The sequence below is a fragment of the Mesorhizobium sp. B2-4-3 genome, assembly GCF_006442815.1.
In the GTDB taxonomy this organism is placed as follows: Bacteria; Pseudomonadota; Alphaproteobacteria; order Rhizobiales; family Rhizobiaceae; genus Mesorhizobium.
In genome coordinates, this window is record NZ_VFVL01000008.1 from 1 (window position 1) to 20,477 (window position 20,477).

The 20,477-nt window shown below is 65.7% G+C and carries 16 protein-coding genes; 11 read left to right on the top strand and 5 right to left on the bottom strand.

Going from position 1 to position 20,477, the window contains the following annotated elements; genetic code table 11:
* The first annotated feature begins 245 nt into the window (after positions 1-245).
* From FJ956_RS10415 to FJ956_RS10435, 4 genes are all read left to right on the top strand, one after another.
* Positions 246-2,267 carry a hydantoinase/oxoprolinase family protein gene (locus tag FJ956_RS10415; RefSeq protein WP_140682075.1) on the top strand — a complete coding sequence of 674 codons (2,022 nt, stop codon included), beginning with the start codon at positions 246-248 and terminating at the stop codon, positions 2,265-2,267.
* A 287-nt stretch (positions 2,268-2,554) separates the two neighbouring features.
* Entirely contained in the window at positions 2,555-4,723 is a 2,169-nt protein-coding gene (locus FJ956_RS10425) for a malate synthase G (protein WP_140682073.1), read from the top strand.
* 130 nt (positions 4,724-4,853) lie between these two features.
* On the top strand, positions 4,854-5,435 hold the full coding sequence (locus FJ956_RS10430) for a DUF308 domain-containing protein (protein WP_140682071.1): 582 nt from the start codon (positions 4,854-4,856) through the stop codon (positions 5,433-5,435).
* Between the two features lie 30 nt (positions 5,436-5,465).
* Entirely contained in the window at positions 5,466-6,053 is a 588-nt protein-coding gene (locus FJ956_RS10435; protein WP_140682087.1) for a TetR/AcrR family transcriptional regulator, read from the top strand.
* Positions 6,054-6,081: 28 nt separating this feature from the next.
* Here the strand turns inward: FJ956_RS10435 and FJ956_RS10440 are convergent, their stop codons facing one another.
* The 5 genes from FJ956_RS10440 to FJ956_RS10460 form a co-directional block, all read right to left on the bottom strand.
* A complete protein-coding gene (locus tag FJ956_RS10440) occupies positions 6,082-7,611 on the bottom strand; it encodes a YifB family Mg chelatase-like AAA ATPase (RefSeq protein WP_140682069.1) in 1,530 nt (509 codons plus the stop codon).
* Positions 7,612-7,741: 130 nt separating this feature from the next.
* The gene (locus tag FJ956_RS10445; RefSeq protein ID WP_181170334.1) at positions 7,742-8,692 is read right to left on the bottom strand and encodes a glycosyltransferase family 8 protein; all 951 of its coding nucleotides are present in this window, start codon (positions 8,690-8,692) and stop codon (positions 7,742-7,744) included.
* A gap of 195 nt (positions 8,693-8,887) precedes the next feature.
* Positions 8,888-9,829, bottom strand: coding sequence for a glutathione synthase (gene gshB / locus FJ956_RS10450; protein ID WP_140682065.1), 942 nt, complete (start codon positions 9,827-9,829; stop codon positions 8,888-8,890).
* Positions 9,830-10,157: 328 nt separating this feature from the next.
* On the bottom strand, positions 10,158-10,532 hold the full coding sequence (locus FJ956_RS10455) for a GtrA family protein (protein WP_140682063.1): 375 nt from the start codon (positions 10,530-10,532) through the stop codon (positions 10,158-10,160).
* 11 nt (positions 10,533-10,543) lie between these two features.
* The gene (locus FJ956_RS10460) at positions 10,544-11,548 is read right to left on the bottom strand and encodes a glycosyltransferase (RefSeq protein ID WP_140682061.1); all 1,005 of its coding nucleotides are present in this window, start codon (positions 11,546-11,548) and stop codon (positions 10,544-10,546) included.
* A 126-nt stretch (positions 11,549-11,674) separates the two neighbouring features.
* Between FJ956_RS10460 and FJ956_RS10465 the strand changes: the two genes are divergently transcribed.
* From FJ956_RS10465 to FJ956_RS10495, 7 genes are all read left to right on the top strand, one after another.
* Positions 11,675-13,471 (top strand): GtrA family protein, encoded by a 1,797-nt coding sequence (locus tag FJ956_RS10465; protein ID WP_140682059.1) that lies wholly within the window; start codon positions 11,675-11,677, stop codon positions 13,469-13,471.
* Between the two features lie 256 nt (positions 13,472-13,727).
* Entirely contained in the window at positions 13,728-15,077 is a 1,350-nt protein-coding gene (locus FJ956_RS10470) for an EAL domain-containing protein (protein ID WP_140682085.1), read from the top strand.
* 470 nt (positions 15,078-15,547) lie between these two features.
* Positions 15,548-16,315: an SDR family oxidoreductase gene (locus FJ956_RS10475; protein WP_140682058.1), complete on the top strand. Its 768-nt coding sequence runs from the start codon at positions 15,548-15,550 to the stop codon at positions 16,313-16,315.
* Positions 16,312-17,247, top strand: a complete 936-nt coding sequence (locus FJ956_RS10480) for a 2-dehydro-3-deoxygalactonokinase (protein WP_140682057.1) — start codon at positions 16,312-16,314, stop codon at positions 17,245-17,247. The genes FJ956_RS10475 and FJ956_RS10480 overlap by 4 nt, the downstream gene beginning before the upstream one ends.
* Positions 17,244-17,879 carry a 2-dehydro-3-deoxy-6-phosphogalactonate aldolase gene (locus tag FJ956_RS10485; protein ID WP_140682055.1) on the top strand — a complete coding sequence of 212 codons (636 nt, stop codon included), beginning with the start codon at positions 17,244-17,246 and terminating at the stop codon, positions 17,877-17,879. Before FJ956_RS10480 ends, FJ956_RS10485 begins: the two co-directional genes overlap by 4 nt.
* A 2-nt stretch (positions 17,880-17,881) precedes the next feature.
* The gene (locus FJ956_RS10490) at positions 17,882-18,754 is read left to right on the top strand and encodes an SMP-30/gluconolactonase/LRE family protein (protein ID WP_140682053.1); all 873 of its coding nucleotides are present in this window, start codon (positions 17,882-17,884) and stop codon (positions 18,752-18,754) included.
* A 463-nt stretch (positions 18,755-19,217) separates the two neighbouring features.
* Positions 19,218-20,276, top strand: coding sequence for a D-alanine:D-lactate ligase-like protein (locus FJ956_RS10495; protein ID WP_140682052.1), 1,059 nt, complete (start codon positions 19,218-19,220; stop codon positions 20,274-20,276).
* Positions 20,277-20,477: the final 201 nt, after the last annotated feature.

Consider the following 20,477-nt stretch of genomic DNA (forward strand, 5'->3'; position numbering starts at 1 on the left):
GAACCTCCCCGCGCAAAACGCACGAAACTGTTCGCGATGTCTTCGCACACCTGTTCGCGATGTCCCCAGTCCATACACCCCCTTGAGGGGGAGATGGCCGGCAGGCCAGAGAGGGGGGCCTCGCGCCGACGTCTCCGATAAACCCCCGGCTCCTCCCCCTGGCCCACCTCTCCCGCCTTTATCGGCCAGCCCGTATCGGCTAAGGGCTTCGCAACAAAGCCCTCTCGCCCGGACCGCCGCCCAAAATGACCGCCAAGCCTCCCCCCCTCTTCCTCGGCATCGACACCGGCGGCACCTACACCGATGCCGTGCTGTGGTCGGAGGAAGGCGGACCCAAGGGCAAGGTTCTCGCCAAGGCCAAGTCGCTGACCACGCGCCACGATCTCGCCGTCGGCATTTCCGGCGCGGTGGATGCGGTGCTTCAGCAATCCGCCACCGATCCTGCCGCCATCAAGCTGGTCTCGATGTCGACCACCTTGGCCACCAACGCGCTGGTCGAGGGCCAGGGCGGGCGTGTGGCGCTGGTCATGATCGGCTTTTCCGAGGCCGACCTGGCGCGCGATGGGTTGAAGACCGCTTTAGGCACCGACCCGGTGGTGTTCTGCCCCGGCGGCCATGACGTGCACGGCAATGCGGCAAAACTCGACCTTTCCGGCCTCGAGGCGGCGCTGCCCGAGCTTGGGCGTTCGGTGTCGGGCTTCGCCGTCTGTGCCTATTTCGCCACCCGCAATCCGGCGCATGAGCTGGCGGCCCGCGACGTGATCCGCGACAAGACCGGCCTGCCGGTTACCGCCAGCCATGAGCTTTCGGCCAAGCTCGGCGGCCCGCGCCGGGCGCTCACCACTTTGCTCAATGCTCGCCTGATCTCGATGATCGACCGGCTGGTCGCGGCGACCGAAGGGTTTCTGGCCAAGCGCGGCATTGCAGCACCCCTGATGGTGGTGCGCGGCGACGGCGCGCTGGTCTCGGCGGCCTTTGCCCGTCAGCGGCCGATCGAGACCATTTTGTCCGGCCCGGCCGCCAGCCTTGTCGGCGCCCGCCACATGACCGGGCTGGACGACGCCATGGTCTCGGATATCGGCGGCACCACCACGGATGTCGCGGTGCTCGACGGCGGCCGCCCGCGGCTCGATCCCGAAGGCGCCACCGTCGGCGGCTTCCGCACCATGGTCGAGGCAGTCGCCATGCGCACCTTCGGCCTCGGCGGCGACTCGGAAGTGACGCTGGAAGACGGCGCGCTCGACCCGAAAATCCTGCTTGGGCCGCGCCGCCTGGTGCCGCTGGCGCTCTCTGGCATGGTGCATGGCGAGGCGGTGACTGGCGAACTGGAAAGACAACTCCGCGCGCCGAACCCCGGCCGCATGGACGGGCGCTTTGCCGTGCGGACCGGCGTGCCGGACAGGCTCGCCGCCGGCCTCACCGGACCGGAAGCGAAACTCTACGAGACGATCGGTTCCGTGCCGCTCGCGCTCGACAGGCTGCTCGCTTCGAACGCGCAGAACGCCACGCTGAACCGGCTGGTCGCGCGCGGTCTCGTCCATATCTCTGGCTTCACGCCGTCCGACGCCGCGCATGTGCTGCGCAAGCAGTCGAACTGGGACACCGCCGCAGCCCGCCTCGGCGCCGAGCTCTTCGCTCGCCGCCGCGACGGCCGCGGCCAGACGATCGCGGCGACGCCGGAGGAGATTTCGCAGCGCGTGCTGGTGACGCTGACGCGCTGGTCGGCCGAATACATCCTTGAAACCGCCTTCGCCGAGGACGGGTTGGACGGCGCCGCCACCGTCGCGCACGCGCTGGTGCAGCGCGCGGTCGACGCGCATCCCGGCATCGCCCGCTTCACCGTCGCGCTCGACCGCCCGGTCATCGGCCTCGGCGCGTCGGCGCCGCTACATTATGCCAGCTTGCCGCCGCTGGTCGGCAATGGCTGCATCGTGCCGGAAGACACCGACGTCGCCAACGCGCTCGGCGCCGTCGTCGGCCAGGTGCGCGTCTCGGCCGAAGCCCGTGTCAGCCAGCCCAAGGAAGGCCTGTTCCGCCTCGCCTCGGGCCAGACGGTGAGAGATTTCACCGAGGAAGACAAGGCGATCGCGGCGGCCGAGGCCGATGTGCGCGCGCTCGCCGCCGAGCGCGCGAAGGACGCCGGCACCGACAGCGCCGAGATCGAAATCGCCACCGAATTCAAGGTCTCGACCATCGAGGGCCAGCGCATGTTCATCGAGGCGCATGTGGTGGCCGTCGCCTCGGGACGGCCGCGGATCGCGGTGTGAGGGAGAGCGTAATCTCCCCCCTTGTGGGGGAGATGGCCGGCAGGCCAGAGGGGGGCGCTGTCCCGCCAGCGTCTCCGTTCTTACGCCGCTCCGAGGGGTGACATTGCACGGACAGAAAGTGACAAGGTTGGCGTTCCTTCGCGCCCCCCTCTGCCCTGCCGGGCATCTCCCCCACAAGGGGGAGATCAGCAGCTTCGCCGCCCCGCCTAAATCCCCTACACCCTAAGCCGAATTGACCCCGCAACCCCAAACATGCCAAAGGCCCCCGCTAACAAGGAGACGTGCAGATGACCGACCGCATCGAGATCGCCGGGTTGCGGATTGCCCGGGAGCTCCATGACTTCGTGGCCGAGGAGGCGGCAGTCGGCACCGGCATCGACCCGGAAGTATTCTGGACCGGCTTTTCGGCCATCGTCCACGACCTCGCGTCGAAGAACCGGGCGCTGCTGGCAAAACGCGACGCCATGCAGGAAAAGCTCGACGGCTGGTACCGCGAAAACGGCGCGCCGATCGACATGGAGGCCTACAAGAATTTCCTGAAGGAGATCGGCTACCTTGTGCCCGAAGGCCCGGCCTTCAGCGTCTCGACCGTCAATGTCGATCCCGAGATCGCCGTCGTCGCCGGACCGCAGCTGGTCGTGCCGGTGATGAACGCGCGCTATGCGCTCAACGCCGCCAATGCGCGCTGGGGCTCGCTCTATGACGCGCTCTACGGCACCGACGCCATTCCCGAGACCGGCGGCGCCGAGAAGGGCAAGGGTTTTAATCCCGCGCGCGGCGCCAAGGTGATCGCCTGGGCGAAGGATTTCCTCGACCAGTCCGTGCCGCTGACGACAGGCAAATGGGCCGGCGTCAATGGGCTCTCGGTGGCGAATGGCGCGCTGAAAGCTGGTGAGGGCGCCGGCGCCACCACGCTTGCCGATCCAAAACAGTTCGCCGGCTATCGCGGCGATGCCGAGAATCCCGAAGCCGTGCTTCTGGTCAAGAACGGCCTGCATATCGAGATTGCAATCGACCGCGCCAACCAGATCGGCAGGACCGATCCTGCGGGCATCGCCGACGTCATCCTGGAATCGGCCTTGACCACCATCCAGGACTGCGAGGATTCGGTCGCCGCGGTCGATGCGCAGGACAAGGTCGTCATCTACCGCAACTGGCTCGGCCTGATGAAGGGCGACCTTGCCGAGGAGATCAGCAAGGGCGGCAAGACCTTCACCCGCACGCTCAACCCCGACCGTCGCTACACGGCGCCCAATGGCGGTCAGGTCCTGCTGCCTGGACGCTCGCTGATGCTGGTGCGCAACGTCGGCCACCTGATGACCAATCCGGCGATCGCCGACCGCGACGGCAACGAGGTGCCGGAAGGCATCATGGATGCCGCCATCACCGCGCTGATCGCGCTGCACGATGTCGGCGACAACGGCCGGCGGATGAATTCCCGCGCCGGCTCGATGTATGTGGTGAAGCCGAAAATGCACGGGCCCGACGAGGTCGCCTTCGCCGTCGAGATTTTCGATCGCGTCGAGGCGCTGCTCGGCATGGCCAGGAACACCATCAAGATGGGCATCATGGACGAGGAGCGGCGCACCACCGTCAACCTCAAGGAGGCGATCCGCGCGGCACGCGAGCGCGTGGTGTTCATCAACACCGGCTTCCTCGACCGCACCGGCGACGAGATCCACACCTCGATGGAAGCCGGCCCGATGATCCGCAAGGGCGACATGAAGCAGGCCGCCTGGATCTCCGCCTATGAGGCCTGGAACGTCGACACCGGCCTGGAATGCGGTCTCGCCGGCCACGCCCAGATCGGCAAGGGCATGTGGGCGATGCCGGATTTGATGGCGGCGATGCTGGTTGAGAAGATCGCCCACCCCAAGGCCGGCGCCAACACCGCCTGGGTGCCCTCGCCGACGGCGGCGACCCTGCACGCCACGCACTACCACAAGGTCGACGTGCACGCCGTTCAGGCGGCGCTGAAGAGCCGGCCGAAGGCCAAGCTCGACGACATCTTGTCGGTGCCGGTCGCGGTGCGGCCGAACTGGACGCCGGACGAGATCCAGCGCGAGCTGGACAACAATGCGCAAGGCATCCTCGGCTATGTCGTGCGCTGGATCGACCAAGGCGTCGGCTGCTCGAAAGTGCCCGATATCAACGATGTCGGCCTGATGGAGGACCGCGCCACGCTGCGCATCTCCTCGCAGCACATCGCCAACTGGCTGCGCCACAAGGTGTGCTCGGAAATCCAGGTCCGCGATTCGTTGCAGCGCATGGCGGCGATCGTCGACCGCCAGAATGTCGGCGACCCGCTCTACCGGCCGATGGCGCCGGACTTCGACAATTCGATCGCCTTCCAGGCCGCCTGCGACCTGGTGTTCAAGGGGACGAGCCAGCCCAACGGCTATACCGAGCCGGTGCTGCATAAGCGGCGGCTGGAGCTGAAGGGGCGCGATCAGTAGCGCGTCCGCGGGTGCAAGCGGCGCCGATCACATAAACGAGATATCGAGGTGATCGGGGACCGGCCCGCGAGGCATTGACGATTCTCAATCTACCTACTAGTTGGTAGGCAGTTGAATGAAAGGAATCGTCATGTCTGCACAAATGAACCGCGCCCAGTCCTCGAGCGGCTGGCTCAAAAGCTATTACTATCTGCGGTTTGCCGTATCGGCGGCCTGGGTGCTGGCGGCCGTCACCGTCGCGAAGTCGGCTCCGCCGCTCGCCGCCGTCATGCTGGTGGCCTATCCGGCCTGGGACGCGCTGGCGAACTATGTCGACGCGCAGCGCAGCGGCGGCTTGGGCCGCAACAAGTCGCAGTTGCTCAATTTTGTCGTCAGCATCCTCACCGCGATCGCGGTCGCCATCGCGCTTGGCCGTGGCATGGCCGCGGTGCTCGCGGTCTATGGTGTCTGGGCCGTTGTCTCCGGCGCATTTCAACTTCTGACGGCGGTTCGTCGCTGGAAGACCAGCGGCGCGCAGTGGGCGATGATCCTGAGCGGTGCTCAGTCGGCGCTGGCCGGCCTCTTCTTCGTCAAGATGGCGGGCGGCGCGGAGGCCATCGGCATCGCCAATGTCGCGCCCTATGCCGCGTTCGGCGCCTTCTACTTCCTGGTGTCCGCCGTGTGGCTTTCCGTCGGCGATATGCTTCGCAAGTCGCGGCAGGTCGCGAGTTGAGGTTTGCCCCGCTGGACGTTAGGCATGTCTATGGATAAGCCCTCGAACACCGCCGATGACATCCTGGCCGCCGCGCGAAGCTTCATCGTCGCCGGCGGCTACAATGGGTTCAGCTATGCCGATATCGCCGAGGTGGTCGGTATCCGCAAGGCGAGCATCCACCACCATTTCCCCAGCAAGGTCGACCTCGTGCAAACCCTCGTCAGGCGCTATCTCGAGGATGCCGTCACGGGCATGACGGAGCTTGAGCGCAATGTGCCTGAGTCGCCTCGGTTGCTGCGAACCTATGCCGGCTTCTGGGCGCAGTGCATCGAGGACGCGAGCCGGCCGATCTGCGTCTGCGCCCTGCTCGCCAGCGAGCTCCCCGCCCTTCCGCCAGAGGTTGCCGTGGAGGTCCGGGCGTATTTTCAGTTTCTGTCGGGGTGGCTGACCGGCGTCATCGAGCGCGGCGCCGCGCAAGGCACATTGACGATCGCCGCCGCGCCGCGCGTGGAAGCGGAGGCCTTCATGGCGACCGTGCACGGGGCGATGATTTCAGCGCGGGCCTATGGCGACGTCCTGACTTTCGGCATGATCCTGGCGTCGACGCTGCAGAAGCTGATCCCCGCTCCAGATTGAAGAGGAAAGAAAGCCCGGCTCGCTGCCGTCACGCCGCGTGCGCCATCCGCTCCGCGCTCATCCGGTAGGAAATCGCCTCGGCCAGATGGATGCGGCCGACCGTCTCGCTGGCGTCGAGGTCGGCCAGCGTGCGGGCGACCTTCAGCACGCGATGATAGGCGCGGGCCGAAAAGCCGAGCTTTTCGCTGGCATCCTTGAGCAGCGTCAGGCCGGCGGCATCGGGCTTGGCGATCTCCTCGATGATCGAAGGCGGGCAATGCGCGTTGGTGGTGGCGCCCGCTCCCAGTTGTTCCAGCCGCTCGCGCTGCATGGCGCGGGCGCGCGCCACGCGCTGCGCCACCGCGGCACTTGTCTCGGCCTTGTCCGGCCGGATCAAGTCGCTCGCCGAGACCGCCGGCACTTCGATCCGAAGGTCGATGCGGTCGAGCAGCGGGCCGGAAATGCGCGCCTGGTATTCGGTGCGGCAGCGGTCGCCGCGCAGGCAGCGATAGCCAGGCTCGCCCGACATGCCGCAACGACATGGGTTCATCGCCGCCACCAGCTGGATGCGCGCCGGATAGGTGACGCGGTGGTTGGCGCGCGCGATCATGCAGTCGCCCGTCTCCAGTGGCTGGCGCAGCGCATCGAGCGTCTGCGGCGTGAATTCCGGCAGCTCGTCGAGGAACAGCACGCCGTGATGGGCGAGCGAGGCCTCGCCCGGACGCGCGCGCAGCCCGCCGCCCACCATCGCCGCCATCGAGGCGGAGTGATGCGGGGCGCGGAATGGCCGCCGGTCGGTCAGCTTGCCTTCGCCGAGCTCGCCGGCGACGGAAGCGATCATCGACACTTCGAGCAGCTCCTTCGGCGCCAGCGGCGGCAGGATCGAGGGCAGGCGCTGCGCCAGCATCGACTTGCCCGAGCCCGGCGGCCCGACCATGAGAAGGTTGTGGCCGCCGGCGGCAGCCACTTCGACCGCACGCTTGGCACTCTCCTGGCCCTTGATGTCGGCGAGATCCGGCAGGTCGCGCGCCGCGAGCTTTATGCCGGCCTCGGGCCGCGACAACACCTGCGTGCCGCGAAAATGGTTGGCGATCGCGATCAGGCTGCGCGGCGCCAATATGTCGAAATCCTTGCCTGCCCAGGCCGCCTCCGGTCCGCAGGCGAAGGGACAGATCAGGCCCTTGCCTTCGGCATTGGCGCCGATCGCCGCCGGCAGCGCCCCGGCGACGCCGGCAATGGTGCCGTCGAGCGACAATTCGCCAAGCACCACATAGCCGGCGAGCATATCGCCCGGTATGGCGCCGAGCGCCGCCATCAACCCGAGCGCGATCGGCAGGTCGTAATGGCTGCCTTCCTTGGGAAGATCGGCCGGCGCGAGGTTCACCGTGACCTTCTTCGAAGGCATCGACAGGCCGGATGCGTGCAACGCCGCCTGCACGCGCTCCCGGCTTTCGGCCACCGCCTTGTCCGGCAGGCCGACGATCTGCATGCCGACCTTGCCCGGCCCGACCATCACCTGGACATCGACCGGCACGGCCTCGATGCCCTGGAAAGCGACCGTGCGAACTCGCGCCACCATTTTGTCCAAGCCCCCGATACTGGCTCGCGCGCGGCCTTGCGATCAGGCGGCGAGCGAAGTCAGGCTAGACAACCACAGATTTTCCCTTTGGGCAAGAACATTACAGGAACGCAGGCAATTGCGCATCTCGTTACTGCGCAGCAGTCGAATGTTGCGGCGGCAACGGAACCTTCGAGAACATCTTACCCAGACCTCGTAGATGTGGCTTGGTGAATCGACGGCGGTAGTAGTGAGCTGCCAGGGCGGCGGACCAGTATTTTCTTCGCAGCCCGATAAGGCCAAGGATCATCTTTCGCCTACGGGCGGATTTCAAAATCAGCGTCCCCTCGGGAATATCCAATCCCGACAGGATTCTGTAGAAATTGAAAACATCGGCGAAAGGCACGCGCCTATAGCGCCAGGGCTTGGCCGATCCCGCATAGTGGATCACCTTGGGAAGCTGCCGTTCGATTTCCAAATACCGATCTGAGAAGAAATTCCATTCCCTGCCCAGGAAAAGAACTCGTCCGCGCACCACCGTATTCAAGGCTGTCTGGTCGAGGTATCGCGACTTGGCGGTCTCGCGAACTTTTGCAAAGATCCTGTCCGCAATGCCTTCCCTGCGCCAGGCGACGAGGTTCATCGCCAGAACGCCGGAATTGATATATTCATTCCGGGACATTTCGATGTCGTCGAGTTCCTCCTGCTCGACCAAGCCGTCAACCACGCCGGCGACCAAATTGTCGCCCAAATCCGCCGACCAGAGGTCGCCGAGATCGGATACCACCAGCGTATCTGCATCCATGTAGATGGCCTTGTCGCAATCAGGCAATATCTCGGGAATGAGTATTCGGGCATATGCGGCGGTCGTCAGCAACTTCCCTCTTGTCGGCAGATCGGAAATCCGCTTGGCGTCTGCTCGGACGATCTGACAGTCGATTCCATTTCGCTCACAAAAAAGGCGAAGCTCTATCACGCTCGCAGGCTCTATTCCTGCATCGATGACAACGAATTTTGCCTCGCGATTATGAATCCAAGCAGAAAAGATGAATAAAAAAAGTCCGGACACAAAGTTATTGTCGCTTGCGGTGACAATTATCATGAAACTGCGACCCCTGGAAAATGGGGAGTCAGGCCCTGCCATGGTGGATAGAGCGCAAGAGCGTTCCCGGTCATAGGCAGCACGTTGGCATCCCGCCCCTCAAATAGTTCATCGTCCTGCAGGGGGAGCTCGTTACCTTATTCGGCGACACGACGGGCCCGGTGCATGGAACGCCGCCTGCATCGCGGATGAGAATTACCCCCGCTTCCCTTCCACGCAATCCCAGAACAGGGCGGCTATATCCGCCCCGCCAAAACGCTGCACTTCGCGCACGCCGGTCGGCGAGGTCACGTTGATCTCGGTCATGTAGTCGCCGATCACGTCGATGCCGACCAGGATGAAGCCCCGCTCCCTGAGCGCCGGTCCGATGCGGGCGCAGATCTCGCGCTCGCGCGCGGTCAGCTCGGTTTTTTCGGCGCGGCCGCCGACATGCATGTTGGAACGGGAGTCGTGCTCGGCCGGCACGCGGTTGATGGCGCCGACCGGCTCGCCGTCAATCAGGATGATGCGCTTGTCCCCCTTGCGCACGTCCTTGAGATAGCGCTGCACGATATAGGGCTCGCGAAACAGCTGGCCGAACATTTCGAGCAGCGAGGCGAGATTGCGGTCGGCCTCGTGCAGATGAAAGATGCCGGCGCCGCCATTGCCGTAGAGCGGCTTGACGATGATGTCGCCGAATTCCTTGCGGAAAGCGGCCACCTCCATCGGGTCCTTGGTGATCAGCGTCTCCGGCATCAGGTCCGGGAATTCGGTGACGAAGATCTTTTCCGGGCTGTTGCGCACCCAGGCCGGGTCGTTGACCACCAGCGTCTTCGGATGGATGCGCTCCAATATGTGCGTGGTGGTGATGTAGTTCATGTCGAAGGGCGGGTCCTGCCTCAGCAGCACCACGTCCATCTCGGAGAGGTCGGTGCGCACCTTCTCGCCGAGCGAATAGTGGTTGCCCTTCTCGTCGCGCACCTGCATCTCCTCGATGCGCGCGAACACCTTGCCGCCCAGCATCGACAGCCGGTCAGGCGTGTAGTGGAAAAGCTTGTGGCCGCGCCGCTGCGCCTCCAGCGACAGCGCGAAGCTGGTGTCGCCGGCGATCGACACGGTGGAGACATGGTCCATCTGGACGGCGATCTTCAGCGGCATTTGCGGTCTCCGGGGAACTCAGACGCCCGATATAAGGAAATCGGCGGCGCCTGCCAATCGTGCTCGCTTGGTGCAGACGCTCAGAGACCCGTTTTCGAAATTCGCTCTGGCGAGTCATATGGTGGTGGTTTCGAGAACCGGAGCGGAGCGGACGTTTGGGTCCGTGAGCCTGCGCATGACCCCGAAAATCGAAATCGATTTTCGGAAAGGATCATGCGCCAAGTAAAATTTGCTGCAGCGTCCTTTGCGCCTCCAAGAGGACGCGCGGCGCTGCAGTAGCGCAGAAACCGCCATCAGATGGCCGCCAGAGTAGAATTTCCAAACGGTCTCAGCGGTCGAAGACCAGCCTGGAGTAGCCAAGGAACGACAGCGCCATGGCGACGACCGAGGCAAAGGCGAGCGCGACCAGCGGCGGCAAGGTCGGCATTGCGAACAGGACGGCGCAATAGACCAGGTAGTTGACGATGCCAGTGGCGATGCCGACGCCGCCATAGCGCGCGCCTTCCTGCGCCAAGCCTCGGCCCGACGGCGAGAAGGTCAGATGGCGGTTGATCTGCCAGGTGACGCAGAGCGCGAAGCCGATCGACAGCGCGCGCGCCGCCATCGGCCCGAGCGGCGTCGCGGCAAGCAGCAGCCAGAGCGCCGCGGCGTCGGCGACGAAGCCGATGCCGCCGGTAAAGGCGAAGCGGAGGAGGCGGCCCACTATGCCGCCCCCTATGCCGCCCTTGGGGCCTTGCCCGGCTCGCTCTTGGGCGAGGCCTGCCCGGATATCCCGCGCTCGGCCCGGCCGGAGGAAATCGACAGGTAGAAGATGCGCTTCTGCTCGGCCCGGCCGCGCGACACCGAATCGAGGATCAGCCCGGTCATCATCGAGAGCATGGCCAGCAGCAGCATGCCGATCGACAGCACCCAGGTCGGCATGCGCGGCACCAGTCCCGTCTCGGCGAATTCGACCAGCACGGGTATCATCAGGCCGATGCTCGCCGCCAGGAAGAACAGCGCGAACGTGCCGAAGAAGCGCAGCGGCTGCGTCTCCTTCACCAGCATGGCGAACATCCACAGGATCCTGGCGCCGTCGCGGAAGGTCGAGAGTTTCGACGACGAGCCCTCCGGGCGGCGGCCGTAATCGAGCGCCATCTCGCTCACCGGCAGCTTGAGCTGCGAGGCATGCACCGACATCTCGGTCTCGATCTCGAAGCCGCCGGAAACGGCGGGGAAACTTTTGACAAAGCGGCGCGAAAACACCCGGTAGCCGGAGAAGATGTCGGTGAAGTCGGTCCCGAACAGGCCCTTGTAGAGGCGGTTGAAGACGCGGTTGCCGAAGGCGTGGCCGTTGCGGCCGGCATCGTCGGTCACGCCGCGCCTGGTGCCCACCACCATGTCGGAGCGCTCCGTCTGCAGCACATTGATCAGCTGCGGCGCATCTTCCGGCGCGTAGGTGCCGTCGCCGTCGGCCATCACATAGATATCCGCGTCGATGTCGGCGAACATGCGCCGCACCACATTGCCCTTGCCCTGGCGCGGCTCGCGCACGACGATGGCGCCCGCGCTGCGGGCCTTCAGCGCCGTGAGGTCCTTCGAATTGTTGTCGTAGACATAGATCGCGGCCGAAGGCAGCGTCTCGCGGAAGCGCCGCACGACCTCGCCGATCGTCAGCTCCTCGTTGTAGCAAGGCAGGAGCACGGCAATAACCGGCTCGTGGCGGACTGCATGCGGCATGTCTGTCTCCGGACGCTCGACCAGCCTCCGGCCGTCCCTGTGCCGGCCCCTCGAGCCGTTTTACTATTTATTGAAGCCGTTAAGGCTAGGTTTAAAACCGATCCTCTCCCTTCAAAGGCCACTGCAATGGGCACAGCCGAGACCGGCGCCGCCACCTGGAAGTCCGATCTGGTGCTGGCGCTGCTTGCCGCCCTGCTCGCATTCGCCGTCGATGCGTGGGCCGGCTTTGGCCGACTGACCGATGCCGGCGGCGACAACGACAATCTGCTGCGCCTCGTCGAGGTCCGCGACCTGCTGGCCGGCCAGGGCTGGTTCGACCTGCACCAGTACCGGATGGGGCTGGAAGGCGGCTTCGTCATGCACTGGTCGAGGCTGGTCGATGCGCCGATCGCCGCCATCGCGCTCGTCGCCTCGTCGCTTACCGGCAGCAGGCCGCTCGGCGAGGACGTGGCGCAGGTGCTGTGGCCGGCGCTGCTGCTCTGCTCGACCTTGTTCTTCACCGCCCGCGCCGCGCGCAGCTTCGGCGGCGGCGGCGCGGTGCTGCCCGCCATCCTGATCGGCGCGGCCGGCTATTATTTCATCGGCATCTACGGCCCCGGCTCGCTCGATCATCACAACGTCCAGCTGATGCTCACCATGGCGAGCCTCGCTTTGCTGCTCGAGGCGCCCGCGCGGCGCTGGGCCGCGCTGTTTTCCGGCCTCTGCGCCGCGCTGACGCTCGCCGTCGGCATGGAAACCGTGCCCTACGTCGCAACCATCGGCCTTTGCGTGTCGCTGCTGTTCGTCGCCGATCCAGCCGGCGAGCGGGCGATCGCCCGGGATTTCGGCCTCGGCTTCGCCGGCGTCGCGGCGCTTGTCTTCGTCGCCACCGTTCCGCCTTCCGCATGGGGCGTGGCGCAGTGCGATGCCTTCTCGGTCGCGCAGTTCGTCGTCGCGGCCATTGCCGGCATTGGCCTGGCGGCAATGGCCTCCGTCGAACCCGCCGCCAGCAGCTGGCGGCGTAGCCTGGCGTCGCTTGCCGCGCTGGGCGTCGTCCTCGGCGTGGTCGTGGCAGTGCTGTTCCCGCAATGCCTCTCGACGCCCTACGCTTCGCTCGATCCGCGCCTCAAGGAATTGTGGCTCGACCACATCGACGAGGCCCAGTCGCTGCTCACGCTGCTTGTCCGCGATCCGGCGCGTGTCGCGGCGCGTTACGCCACGCCGCTGATCGCGATCGTCCTGATGGCGCTGCGTTTGCGCCGCGGCGGCTGGCGGCGGCAGGACAGCCTCGTCGCGGCACTGCTCGCCGTCGCTTTCGCGGTCGGCGCCTGGCAGGTGCGCGGCACCACCTTCTCGATCGCCTTCGCGGTCGTCCCGCTGTCCGCCTGGATCGCCAAATGGCGGGCGCGGGCCGAAACCAGCTCCTCGCTTGGCGCTGCGCTGCGCCTTGCGGCCGTCTGGCTGGTCTCGATCAATCCGGTATGGACAGGCGTCGCCGCGGCCGCCTCGGTCGCGTTCGAAAAAGGCAAGGCCGTCGCTGACGGCAGCGCCACGGACAAGACCTGCCAGAAGAAGCCCACCTTCGCGCCACTTGGCGGCATGGCCGGCGCCACGGTGCTGACGATCTCCAATCTCGGAGCGCCGGTGCTTGCCTATAGCGGCCATCGCGTCTTCGCCGGCCCCTATCACCGCAACGTCGCCGGCAATCTCCTGGCGCTGGATGCCTTTCTCGGCTCGGCCGATGACGCGCGGGCAATCATCAACGCGCATCGTGTCGGCCTCATCGCCGTCTGCCCCGGCAATGTCGAGACCCTGATCCTGACCCGGAAAGCCCCGCAGGGCTTCCTTGCCGGCCTGCTGCGCGGCTCCGTGCCGGACTGGCTCGAGCCGGTCAGCGAGAAAGGCAGCCCGATCGAGCTCTACCGCGTAAAGCAAGCCGGCTAAAGCAATGTCCCGAAAGGTGCGAAGCGGCCGTCCGTTCGCCCCAAACGGGAGCATTCCGGAAAAGATCGCTCGGTATTTCTATTAGAAATTACGCATAAACGAATATTTGGGCCAGATTACCGCTTCTTGCCCGAAGCTGAACAACCGCCGGCGACGCAAGCAACTTCCGGACGATGGAAAATCGATTTTCCGATACTTTTCCTAAACGCTTTGCTGCCAGTCTGGCCGAAAATACCGACATCAGAACAGAGGCATGATGCAAACGACGTTTGGCACCGGTCAGCCAGGCAAGGAAAATACGGATCTGGCCTTCACGGATTCGTTGACCGGGCTCGGCAACCATCGTCGCTTCTTCGACAAGGTCGATCGCCTGATCAGCGACCGCGCCGACGATCCCGCGCCGTTCACCGTCGGCATCCTCGACCTCGACGGCTTCAAGCCGATCAACGATTTGTTCGGGCATAAGGCCGGCGACGACATCCTGATCCAGGTGGCGATGCGGCTGCGCGCCTCGATGGACGGCCATTCCACCGTCTGCCGCATCGGCGCCGACGAGTTCGCCTACCTCTACCCGATGGTGTTCTCGGAGGAGCAGGCGGCCGAGACGTCGCGCATGCTGATCGAGATATTGTCGGCGCCCTATGATGTCGGCGAGCGCACCGCCAGGCTTTCGGCCTCGGTCGGCTGCTCGCTGTTTTATTCCGGCGACGAGACCACCGAGATCCTCGTCAACAAGGCCGAGACCGCGCTCTATCACGCCAAGCGTTCGGGCCGCGGCCGCGTCGTCGTGTACACCCGCGAGATGGAAGAGGCGGCCAAGCGCGTCACCCGCATCGAGCAGGCGCTGCGCCGCGCCGTCTCGGCCGGCGAGGTCGAACCACATTTTCAGCCGATCGTCGACCTGAACAGCCGCCGCACCATCGGCTTCGAGACGCTGGCTCGCTGGACCGACCGCGACCTCGGCGTCGTGCCGCCATCCGTCTTCATCCCGATCGCCGAGGAACGCGGCATCATTGGCCCGCTGTCGCAGCTGGTGCTGCGCAAGGCGGCCGAGGCGGCGCGCAACTGGCCGAAGGAATTGTTCCTGTCCTTCAACCTGTCGCCGTCGCAGCTCGTCGACCAGAACACCGGCCTGCACATCCTGGCCATCCTCGACCGCACCGGCTTCGATCCGCGCCGGCTGGAGATCGAGATCACCGAGACCGGCCTGATGAACGATCCGGCCTCGGCCGAGAAGATCGTCGAGGACCTGCGCCGCGTCGGCATCCGTGTCTCGCTCGACGATTTCGGCACCGGTCAGTCGTCGCTCGGCCGCCTGCGCGAATTCCACTTCGACAAGCTGAAGATCGATCGCGCCTTCGTCTCCTCCATCCTCGACGACCGCCCGTCCGAGCACATCATCCGCGCCATTCTTGCCATGTGCGAAGGGCTCGGCATGGATGTCGTCGCCGAAGGCATCGAGGACGAGGCGCAGGCCGACCGGCTCGTCCAGTTCGGCTGCGCCGGCGGGCAGGGCTATCTGTTCGGCAAGCCGGCCGACGCCGACGCCACGCTCGGCTATCTGCGCGATTCCTATCGCGGCGCGCTGCATGCCAAGGCGATCTGAGCGCAGGGATTTTGGCCGATCGGCTCTGTTTGCGTTGGCAAGTGGCACGCGTTGGAGATTGGCCGAAACGCCCACTCCGTCGTCATTCCAGGGCGGAGCAGGAGCGAAGCTCCGTCGAGAAGACCCTGGAATCCATGCCGTTGCCTTCGCCAAGGCGTGCAACGGAGCAGAATTCTGCACCGTGGCGGCGCTTCCAAGTCACGGAATGGATTCTATGGTCTGCGCCGCGTCGCTTCGCTCCTTGCTCCGCCATAGAATGACGAGGTTGTGGCGGCTTCAACCAATCCCCGGCGTTTGCGCTGATTTTCACGGTTCAATGAACTGAAAATCTTGCGCCAAGACAAACGGCAACCTTTCGCCGCCTGCGGCGCACTCATTTGTCGGACATAAGCTTCCGAATCCGACGTTTCCCGCTTGCTCCCGCGCTTTGTCTGGCTAGGATGCGCGCCGGCCAAACGGGAGAACAGATCATGATGCCATCGGCGCGTTTCGCCGACCTCGACGGTGCCTCGGTGCTGATCACTGGCGGCGGCTCCGGCATTGGTGCTGCGCTGACCGAAGGTTTTATACGGCAGAACGCGAAAGTCGCCTTCATCGATATAGCCGACAAGCCAAGCACTACCCTTGCCGACCGGCTGGAGAAGGATCTCGGCCGCCGCCCGCTCTATCTCAAGGCCGACCTGCGCGACATCGAGGCGCTGCGCGCCGCCGCGGCCAGGGCGACCGAGGCGCATGGCGACGTGACGACGCTCGTCAACAATGCCGCGCTCGACGACCGCCATGCGGTGGAAGACGTCACCGTCGAGTTCTGGGACAACAATCTCGCCATCAATCTGCGGCCGCATTTCTTCACCGCGCAGGCGGTGGCGCCTGGCATGAAGCGCGCCGGCGGCGGCTCGATCATCAACTTCACCTCTACCTCCTATCTGATCAACCATCCCAATATGCCGGCCTACACCGCGGCCAAGGCAGGCATACTCGGCCTGACCAAGGGCCTTGCCGGCAAGCTTGGCGCCGACCGCATCCGCGTCAACGCGGTGGCGCCGGGCTGGGTCATCACCGAACGGCAGCGCGAGCTTTGGGTCACCGATGAGGGGCTTGCCGCCCATGTCGCCAAGCAATGCATCAAGGACGTGATGCAGCCCGACGACTTGGTGGGCACGGTGCTGTTCCTGGCGTCGGACGCCTCGCGCATGCTGACCGCGCAGATGCTGATCGTCGATGGAGGCTTCCTGTGAGCCCGGCACCCGCGGTCGCCGCGCTCGACTGGGGCACGACCAGGCTCAGGGCCTGGCTGCTCGACGGCTCCGGCAAGGTGCTTGCCGAGCGGCGCGGCGACGACGGTCTGATCACCGCCCGCGAAAAAGGCTTTTCGAACGTGCTGGAAGGCCATCTTGCCGCCATGGGCGCGCCGGACACGTTGCCCGTCATCATCTGCGGCATGGCCGGTTCCCGGCAAGGCTGGATCGAGGCGCCCTACGTCACCGTGCCGGCGCCGATCGGCGCCATCCTGCGCGGCGCCGCCCGCATCGAGGACTCGAGCCGCGACATCCGCATCGTGCCAGGCCTCGCGCAGCGCCTGGCCGAAGCGCCGGATGTCATGCGCGGCGAGGAAACCCAGCTTGCCGGCGCCGGTTTGCCGGCAAAGGGACGCCATCTCGTCTGCATGCCCGGCACGCATTCCAAATGGGTCGCGGTCGAGGATGGCGCCGTCGAAGGTTTTGGCACCTGGCCGACCGGGGAATTGTTTTCGGTGCTCGCCACGCACTCGATCCTGAAACATTCGCTGGGCGAGCATCCCGCTCCGGTCGCCGCGGACAGCCCGTTCTTCCGGCAGTGGTGCGAGCGGGCCTTGGGCGAAGGCGGCGACGTCACCTCGAAACTGTTTGCCATCCGCGCCGCCGGCCTCTTGCAGGATCTGCAGCCCGCCGACGCGGCGGCATGCCTGTCCGGACTTCTGATCGGCGGCGAGATCGCCTCGGCAAGGCGCCGCTATGGCGCGAGCGACGCACCGGTGGCGCTGGTCGCCTCCGGCGCGCTGGCCACGCTTTATGGCGCGGCGCTCGGCCTTGCCGGCCTTGCTTTTCGCACCGTCGACGCCGATGAAGCGGTGCGCGCCGGTCTCGTCGAGGCCGCGCGCGAGAACGGCATGATTGGAGGCGCTTCATGAGCCAAACCGCACCCTTCCCGAAGCTGAAACGCGGTCTTGTCGCCATCCTGCGCGGCCTCAAGCCGTCCGAAGCGGTGGCGATCGGCCGGGCGATCCACGCCGCCGGCATCGAGGCGATCGAAGTGCCGCTCAATTCGCCGGAGCCGTTCGTCTCCATCGCCGATCTGGTCAAGGCGCTGCCGCAAACGGCGCTGATCGGCGCCGGCACGGTGCTGACGGCGACGGACGTCGATGCTTTGCACAAGGCTGGCGGACGCCTGCTGGTCAGCCCCAACATCGATGCCGAGGTCATGGGTCGCGCCATGCATCATGGCATGGTGACGATGCCGGGCGTGTTCACGCCCACGGAGGCGTTCCAGGCGATCCGGCTCGGCGCCTCGGCGCTGAAATTCTTCCCGGCAAGCGTGCTTGGATCGAGCGGCATCGCAGCGATCCGCGCCGTGCTGCCGGCAACGACGTTGATCGGTGCCGTCGGCGGCGTTTCCGACAAGGATTTTGCCGGCTACAAGGCGGTCGGCGTCAGCGTCTTCGGCCTGGGGTCGAGCCTCTACAAGCCGGGCGCCAGCGTCGGGGACGTGGCGCAGAGCGCCCGCGCCGCGGTCGCCGCCTGGGACGAAGCTTTCGGAGGATGATGATGGACGGCGTTTCGGTTTTTTCCGACCATGTCTGCGAGCTCGGCGAAGGCCCGAGCTACGATCCCGCCACCGACACGCTGTTCTGGTTCGACATCGTCAACGGCAAGCTTCTGGAAAAGCCGCTCGCCGGCGCGCTGAAGGTGCATGATCTCGGCGTCATGGCCAGCGCCATCGCCGTCATCGACGCCGACCGCCAGCTCATCGCCACCGAGATCGGCCTGCAGGTCCGGGACGTCAAGACCGGCAGGCTGACGATGCACACGCCGATCGAGGTCGACAACCCGCTGACGCGCTCCAACGATTCCCGCGTTCATCCCTGCGGCGCCTTGTGGACCGGCACGATGGGCAGGGACGAGCAGAAGGGCGCCGGCTCGATCTACTGGTTCTTCAAGGGCGAATTGCGCCGGCTGTTCTCGGGCATCACAGTCTCGAATTCCATCTGCTTCTCGGAGGACGGCAAAATCGCCTACTACACCGACACCGCGACCGGGCTTCTGATGCGTGTCGCCTGCGATCCGGTGACCGGCCTGCCGGCCGGCGAAGTGAAAGTGTTCGTCGACCACCGCTCCTCGAAAGGCTATGTCGACGGTTCGGTCGTCGACCGCGACGGCGTGCTGTGGAATGCCGTCTGGGGCGGCAGGGCGGTGAAGGCCTATTCCCCTGACGGCACGCTGCTGCGCGAGATCGCCATGCCGGTGACGCAGGCCTCCTGTCCGGCCTTTGTCGGCCAGAAAGCCGACCGGTTGGCGGTGACCTCCGCCTGGAAAGGCAAGGACGAGAAGCAGCGTGCGCTCGATCCGCAGGCCGGCATGACCTTCCTGCTCGACATTCCGGTCCGGGGCCGCTTCGAGCCGCGCGTGCTGATCGGCTAGTTTTCCGACATAGGGATTTTGAAAGATCGCCGTTTGTCGAGGGGTAAGGCATTCACCGCTCGCCTCGATGAAATCAGCGCAAACGCCGGCGATTGGCTGAAGCCTCTCAACCTCGTCATTCCAGGGCGGAGCAGCCGCGAAGCGGCGTCGCGCAGACCCTGGAATCCATGCCGTGACCTTGATCGAAGGGCGCAGCGGTGCAGAATTCTGTAACCGTGGCAGCGCTCGGAAGTCACGGAATGGATTCTAGGGTCTGCGCTGCGTCGCTTCGCTCCTTGCTCCGCCCTAGAATGACGACGGACCGGTCGTTCCGGCCAATCTCCAAGGCATGCCGCCTGCCAACGTGAACAGGGGAGCGGGGCGGCCGGCTTACTGTCGCGCAACCGCCCGGCCCGGTCGGTTTCCCGCAAGCCGTCCGCCGCGACCATGCGATGGTAGCGCCTGATTTCGCCCGGAGCACTCAATGCCGCGCCACACGCCGACGCTGGTTCTTGTCTACGAACCGGAAAAGCCTTGTTTCGACCGGCTGGTCGCACAGGGCTACCCGACAGAGCGCGCCATCGAGATTTCCTCTTATCTGGCGCAGTCGACCGACCTCAAGCAGGAGTTCGGCCAGCTCGCCGTGGCTTGCGAGAAGCGCGGCCTCGCCTTCAAGCCTGTCGAGCTCGACGACGCCGTGCCAGTCCTGACAGAAGTCGATCCCGCAACAACGCTGGTCTGGACGCTGACCGACGGCATCGCCTATTTCCGCGGCGGCGCGGCGCCCGCGCTCGCCCGCCTGAACGGGCTGCGCACCATCGGCGCCGACGATTCGTTGTTCGCGCTCTGCCAGGACAAGCTCCGCTGCGGCGCCGTGCTTGGCGCTCTCGGTCTTCCGGCGCCGCAAGCAGGCCTGGCGCGCAATGGCGAATGGCTGGTCGAGCCGCCGCCGTCGCCTGCCGGTTGGTTCGTGAAACCCAACCGGCTCGGCGCCAAGATCGGCATCTGGTCGGATTCCCGCGTCAGCGATCTCGGCCATGCGTTGGAGCTTAGCCGGCGTGTCTTTTCCCATTATCGCGACGACGTCGTCGTCCAGCCCTATGTCGCCGGTCGCAACGTGCGCGCGAGCTTCCTCGGGCTCAAACCGGAAACCGGCACTGAAGCGCTCGGCATCGTCTTTGTCGATTCCGGCGGCGATTTCCAGACCATGGCCGACTCGATGGCGCTTTACGGCGACACCGGCCACGCGGCGAGGGATGCGGGCACCTATGCCGAGCCTGAGCTCGAACCCGTCGGCTCGAGCCAGCCGGCGGCCGACCGGAAAATCCGCGCCATTGCGCAAAAACTGATAAGCGGCCTTGGCCTGTGGGATGTCTTTTCCGTCGATTTCAGGGTCGAGGCCGACGACACGGTGCATCTCATCGAGTTCGAGGTGTGCCCCGGCCTGCCCTGCTTCGATTTCCGCGACTATTGCCGCAGGCAGTGGGGCCTGAGCCTCGCCGATGCGATGGCCGAGACTGCAGCCAACCGGCTCTTCGGCTAACAGGTCTACGTCGTGCCCTTCACGATTGGCTGAGCCCCAACAACCTCGTCATTCCAGGGCGGAGCAAGGAGCGAAGCGACGCGCGCAGACCCTGGAATCCATGCCGTTGCCTCGGCCGTGGAGTGCGGCGGAGCAGAATTCTGGACCGCAGCGGCGCCTCGAAGTCACGGAATGGATCCTCGGGTCTGCGCTGCGTCGCTA

Excerpts from the sequence above, each read along its gene's own strand:
- FJ956_RS10415 (WP_140682075.1), top strand. The coding sequence starts at position 246 with ATGACCGCCAAGCCTCCCCCCCTCTTCCTCGGCATCGACACCGGCGGC.
- FJ956_RS10425 (WP_140682073.1), top strand. The coding sequence starts at position 2,555 with ATGACCGACCGCATCGAGATCGCCGGGTTGCGGATTGCCCGGGAGCTC.
- FJ956_RS10430 (WP_140682071.1), top strand. The coding sequence starts at position 4,854 with ATGTCTGCACAAATGAACCGCGCCCAGTCCTCGAGCGGCTGGCTCAAA.
- FJ956_RS10435 (WP_140682087.1), top strand. The coding sequence starts at position 5,466 with ATGGATAAGCCCTCGAACACCGCCGATGACATCCTGGCCGCCGCGCGA.
- FJ956_RS10440 (WP_140682069.1), bottom strand. The coding sequence starts at position 7,611 with ATGGTGGCGCGAGTTCGCACGGTCGCTTTCCAGGGCATCGAGGCCGTG.
- FJ956_RS10445 (WP_181170334.1), bottom strand. The coding sequence starts at position 8,692 with ATGATAATTGTCACCGCAAGCGACAATAACTTTGTGTCCGGACTTTTT.
- gshB (WP_140682065.1), bottom strand. The coding sequence starts at position 9,829 with ATGCCGCTGAAGATCGCCGTCCAGATGGACCATGTCTCCACCGTGTCG.
- FJ956_RS10460 (WP_140682061.1), bottom strand. The coding sequence starts at position 11,548 with ATGCCGCATGCAGTCCGCCACGAGCCGGTTATTGCCGTGCTCCTGCCT.
- FJ956_RS10465 (WP_140682059.1), top strand. The coding sequence starts at position 11,675 with ATGGGCACAGCCGAGACCGGCGCCGCCACCTGGAAGTCCGATCTGGTG.
- FJ956_RS10470 (WP_140682085.1), top strand. The coding sequence starts at position 13,728 with ATGCAAACGACGTTTGGCACCGGTCAGCCAGGCAAGGAAAATACGGAT.
- FJ956_RS10475 (WP_140682058.1), top strand. The coding sequence starts at position 15,548 with ATGATGCCATCGGCGCGTTTCGCCGACCTCGACGGTGCCTCGGTGCTG.
- FJ956_RS10485 (WP_140682055.1), top strand. The coding sequence starts at position 17,244 with ATGAGCCAAACCGCACCCTTCCCGAAGCTGAAACGCGGTCTTGTCGCC.
- FJ956_RS10490 (WP_140682053.1), top strand. The coding sequence starts at position 17,882 with ATGGACGGCGTTTCGGTTTTTTCCGACCATGTCTGCGAGCTCGGCGAA.
- FJ956_RS10495 (WP_140682052.1), top strand. The coding sequence starts at position 19,218 with ATGCCGCGCCACACGCCGACGCTGGTTCTTGTCTACGAACCGGAAAAG.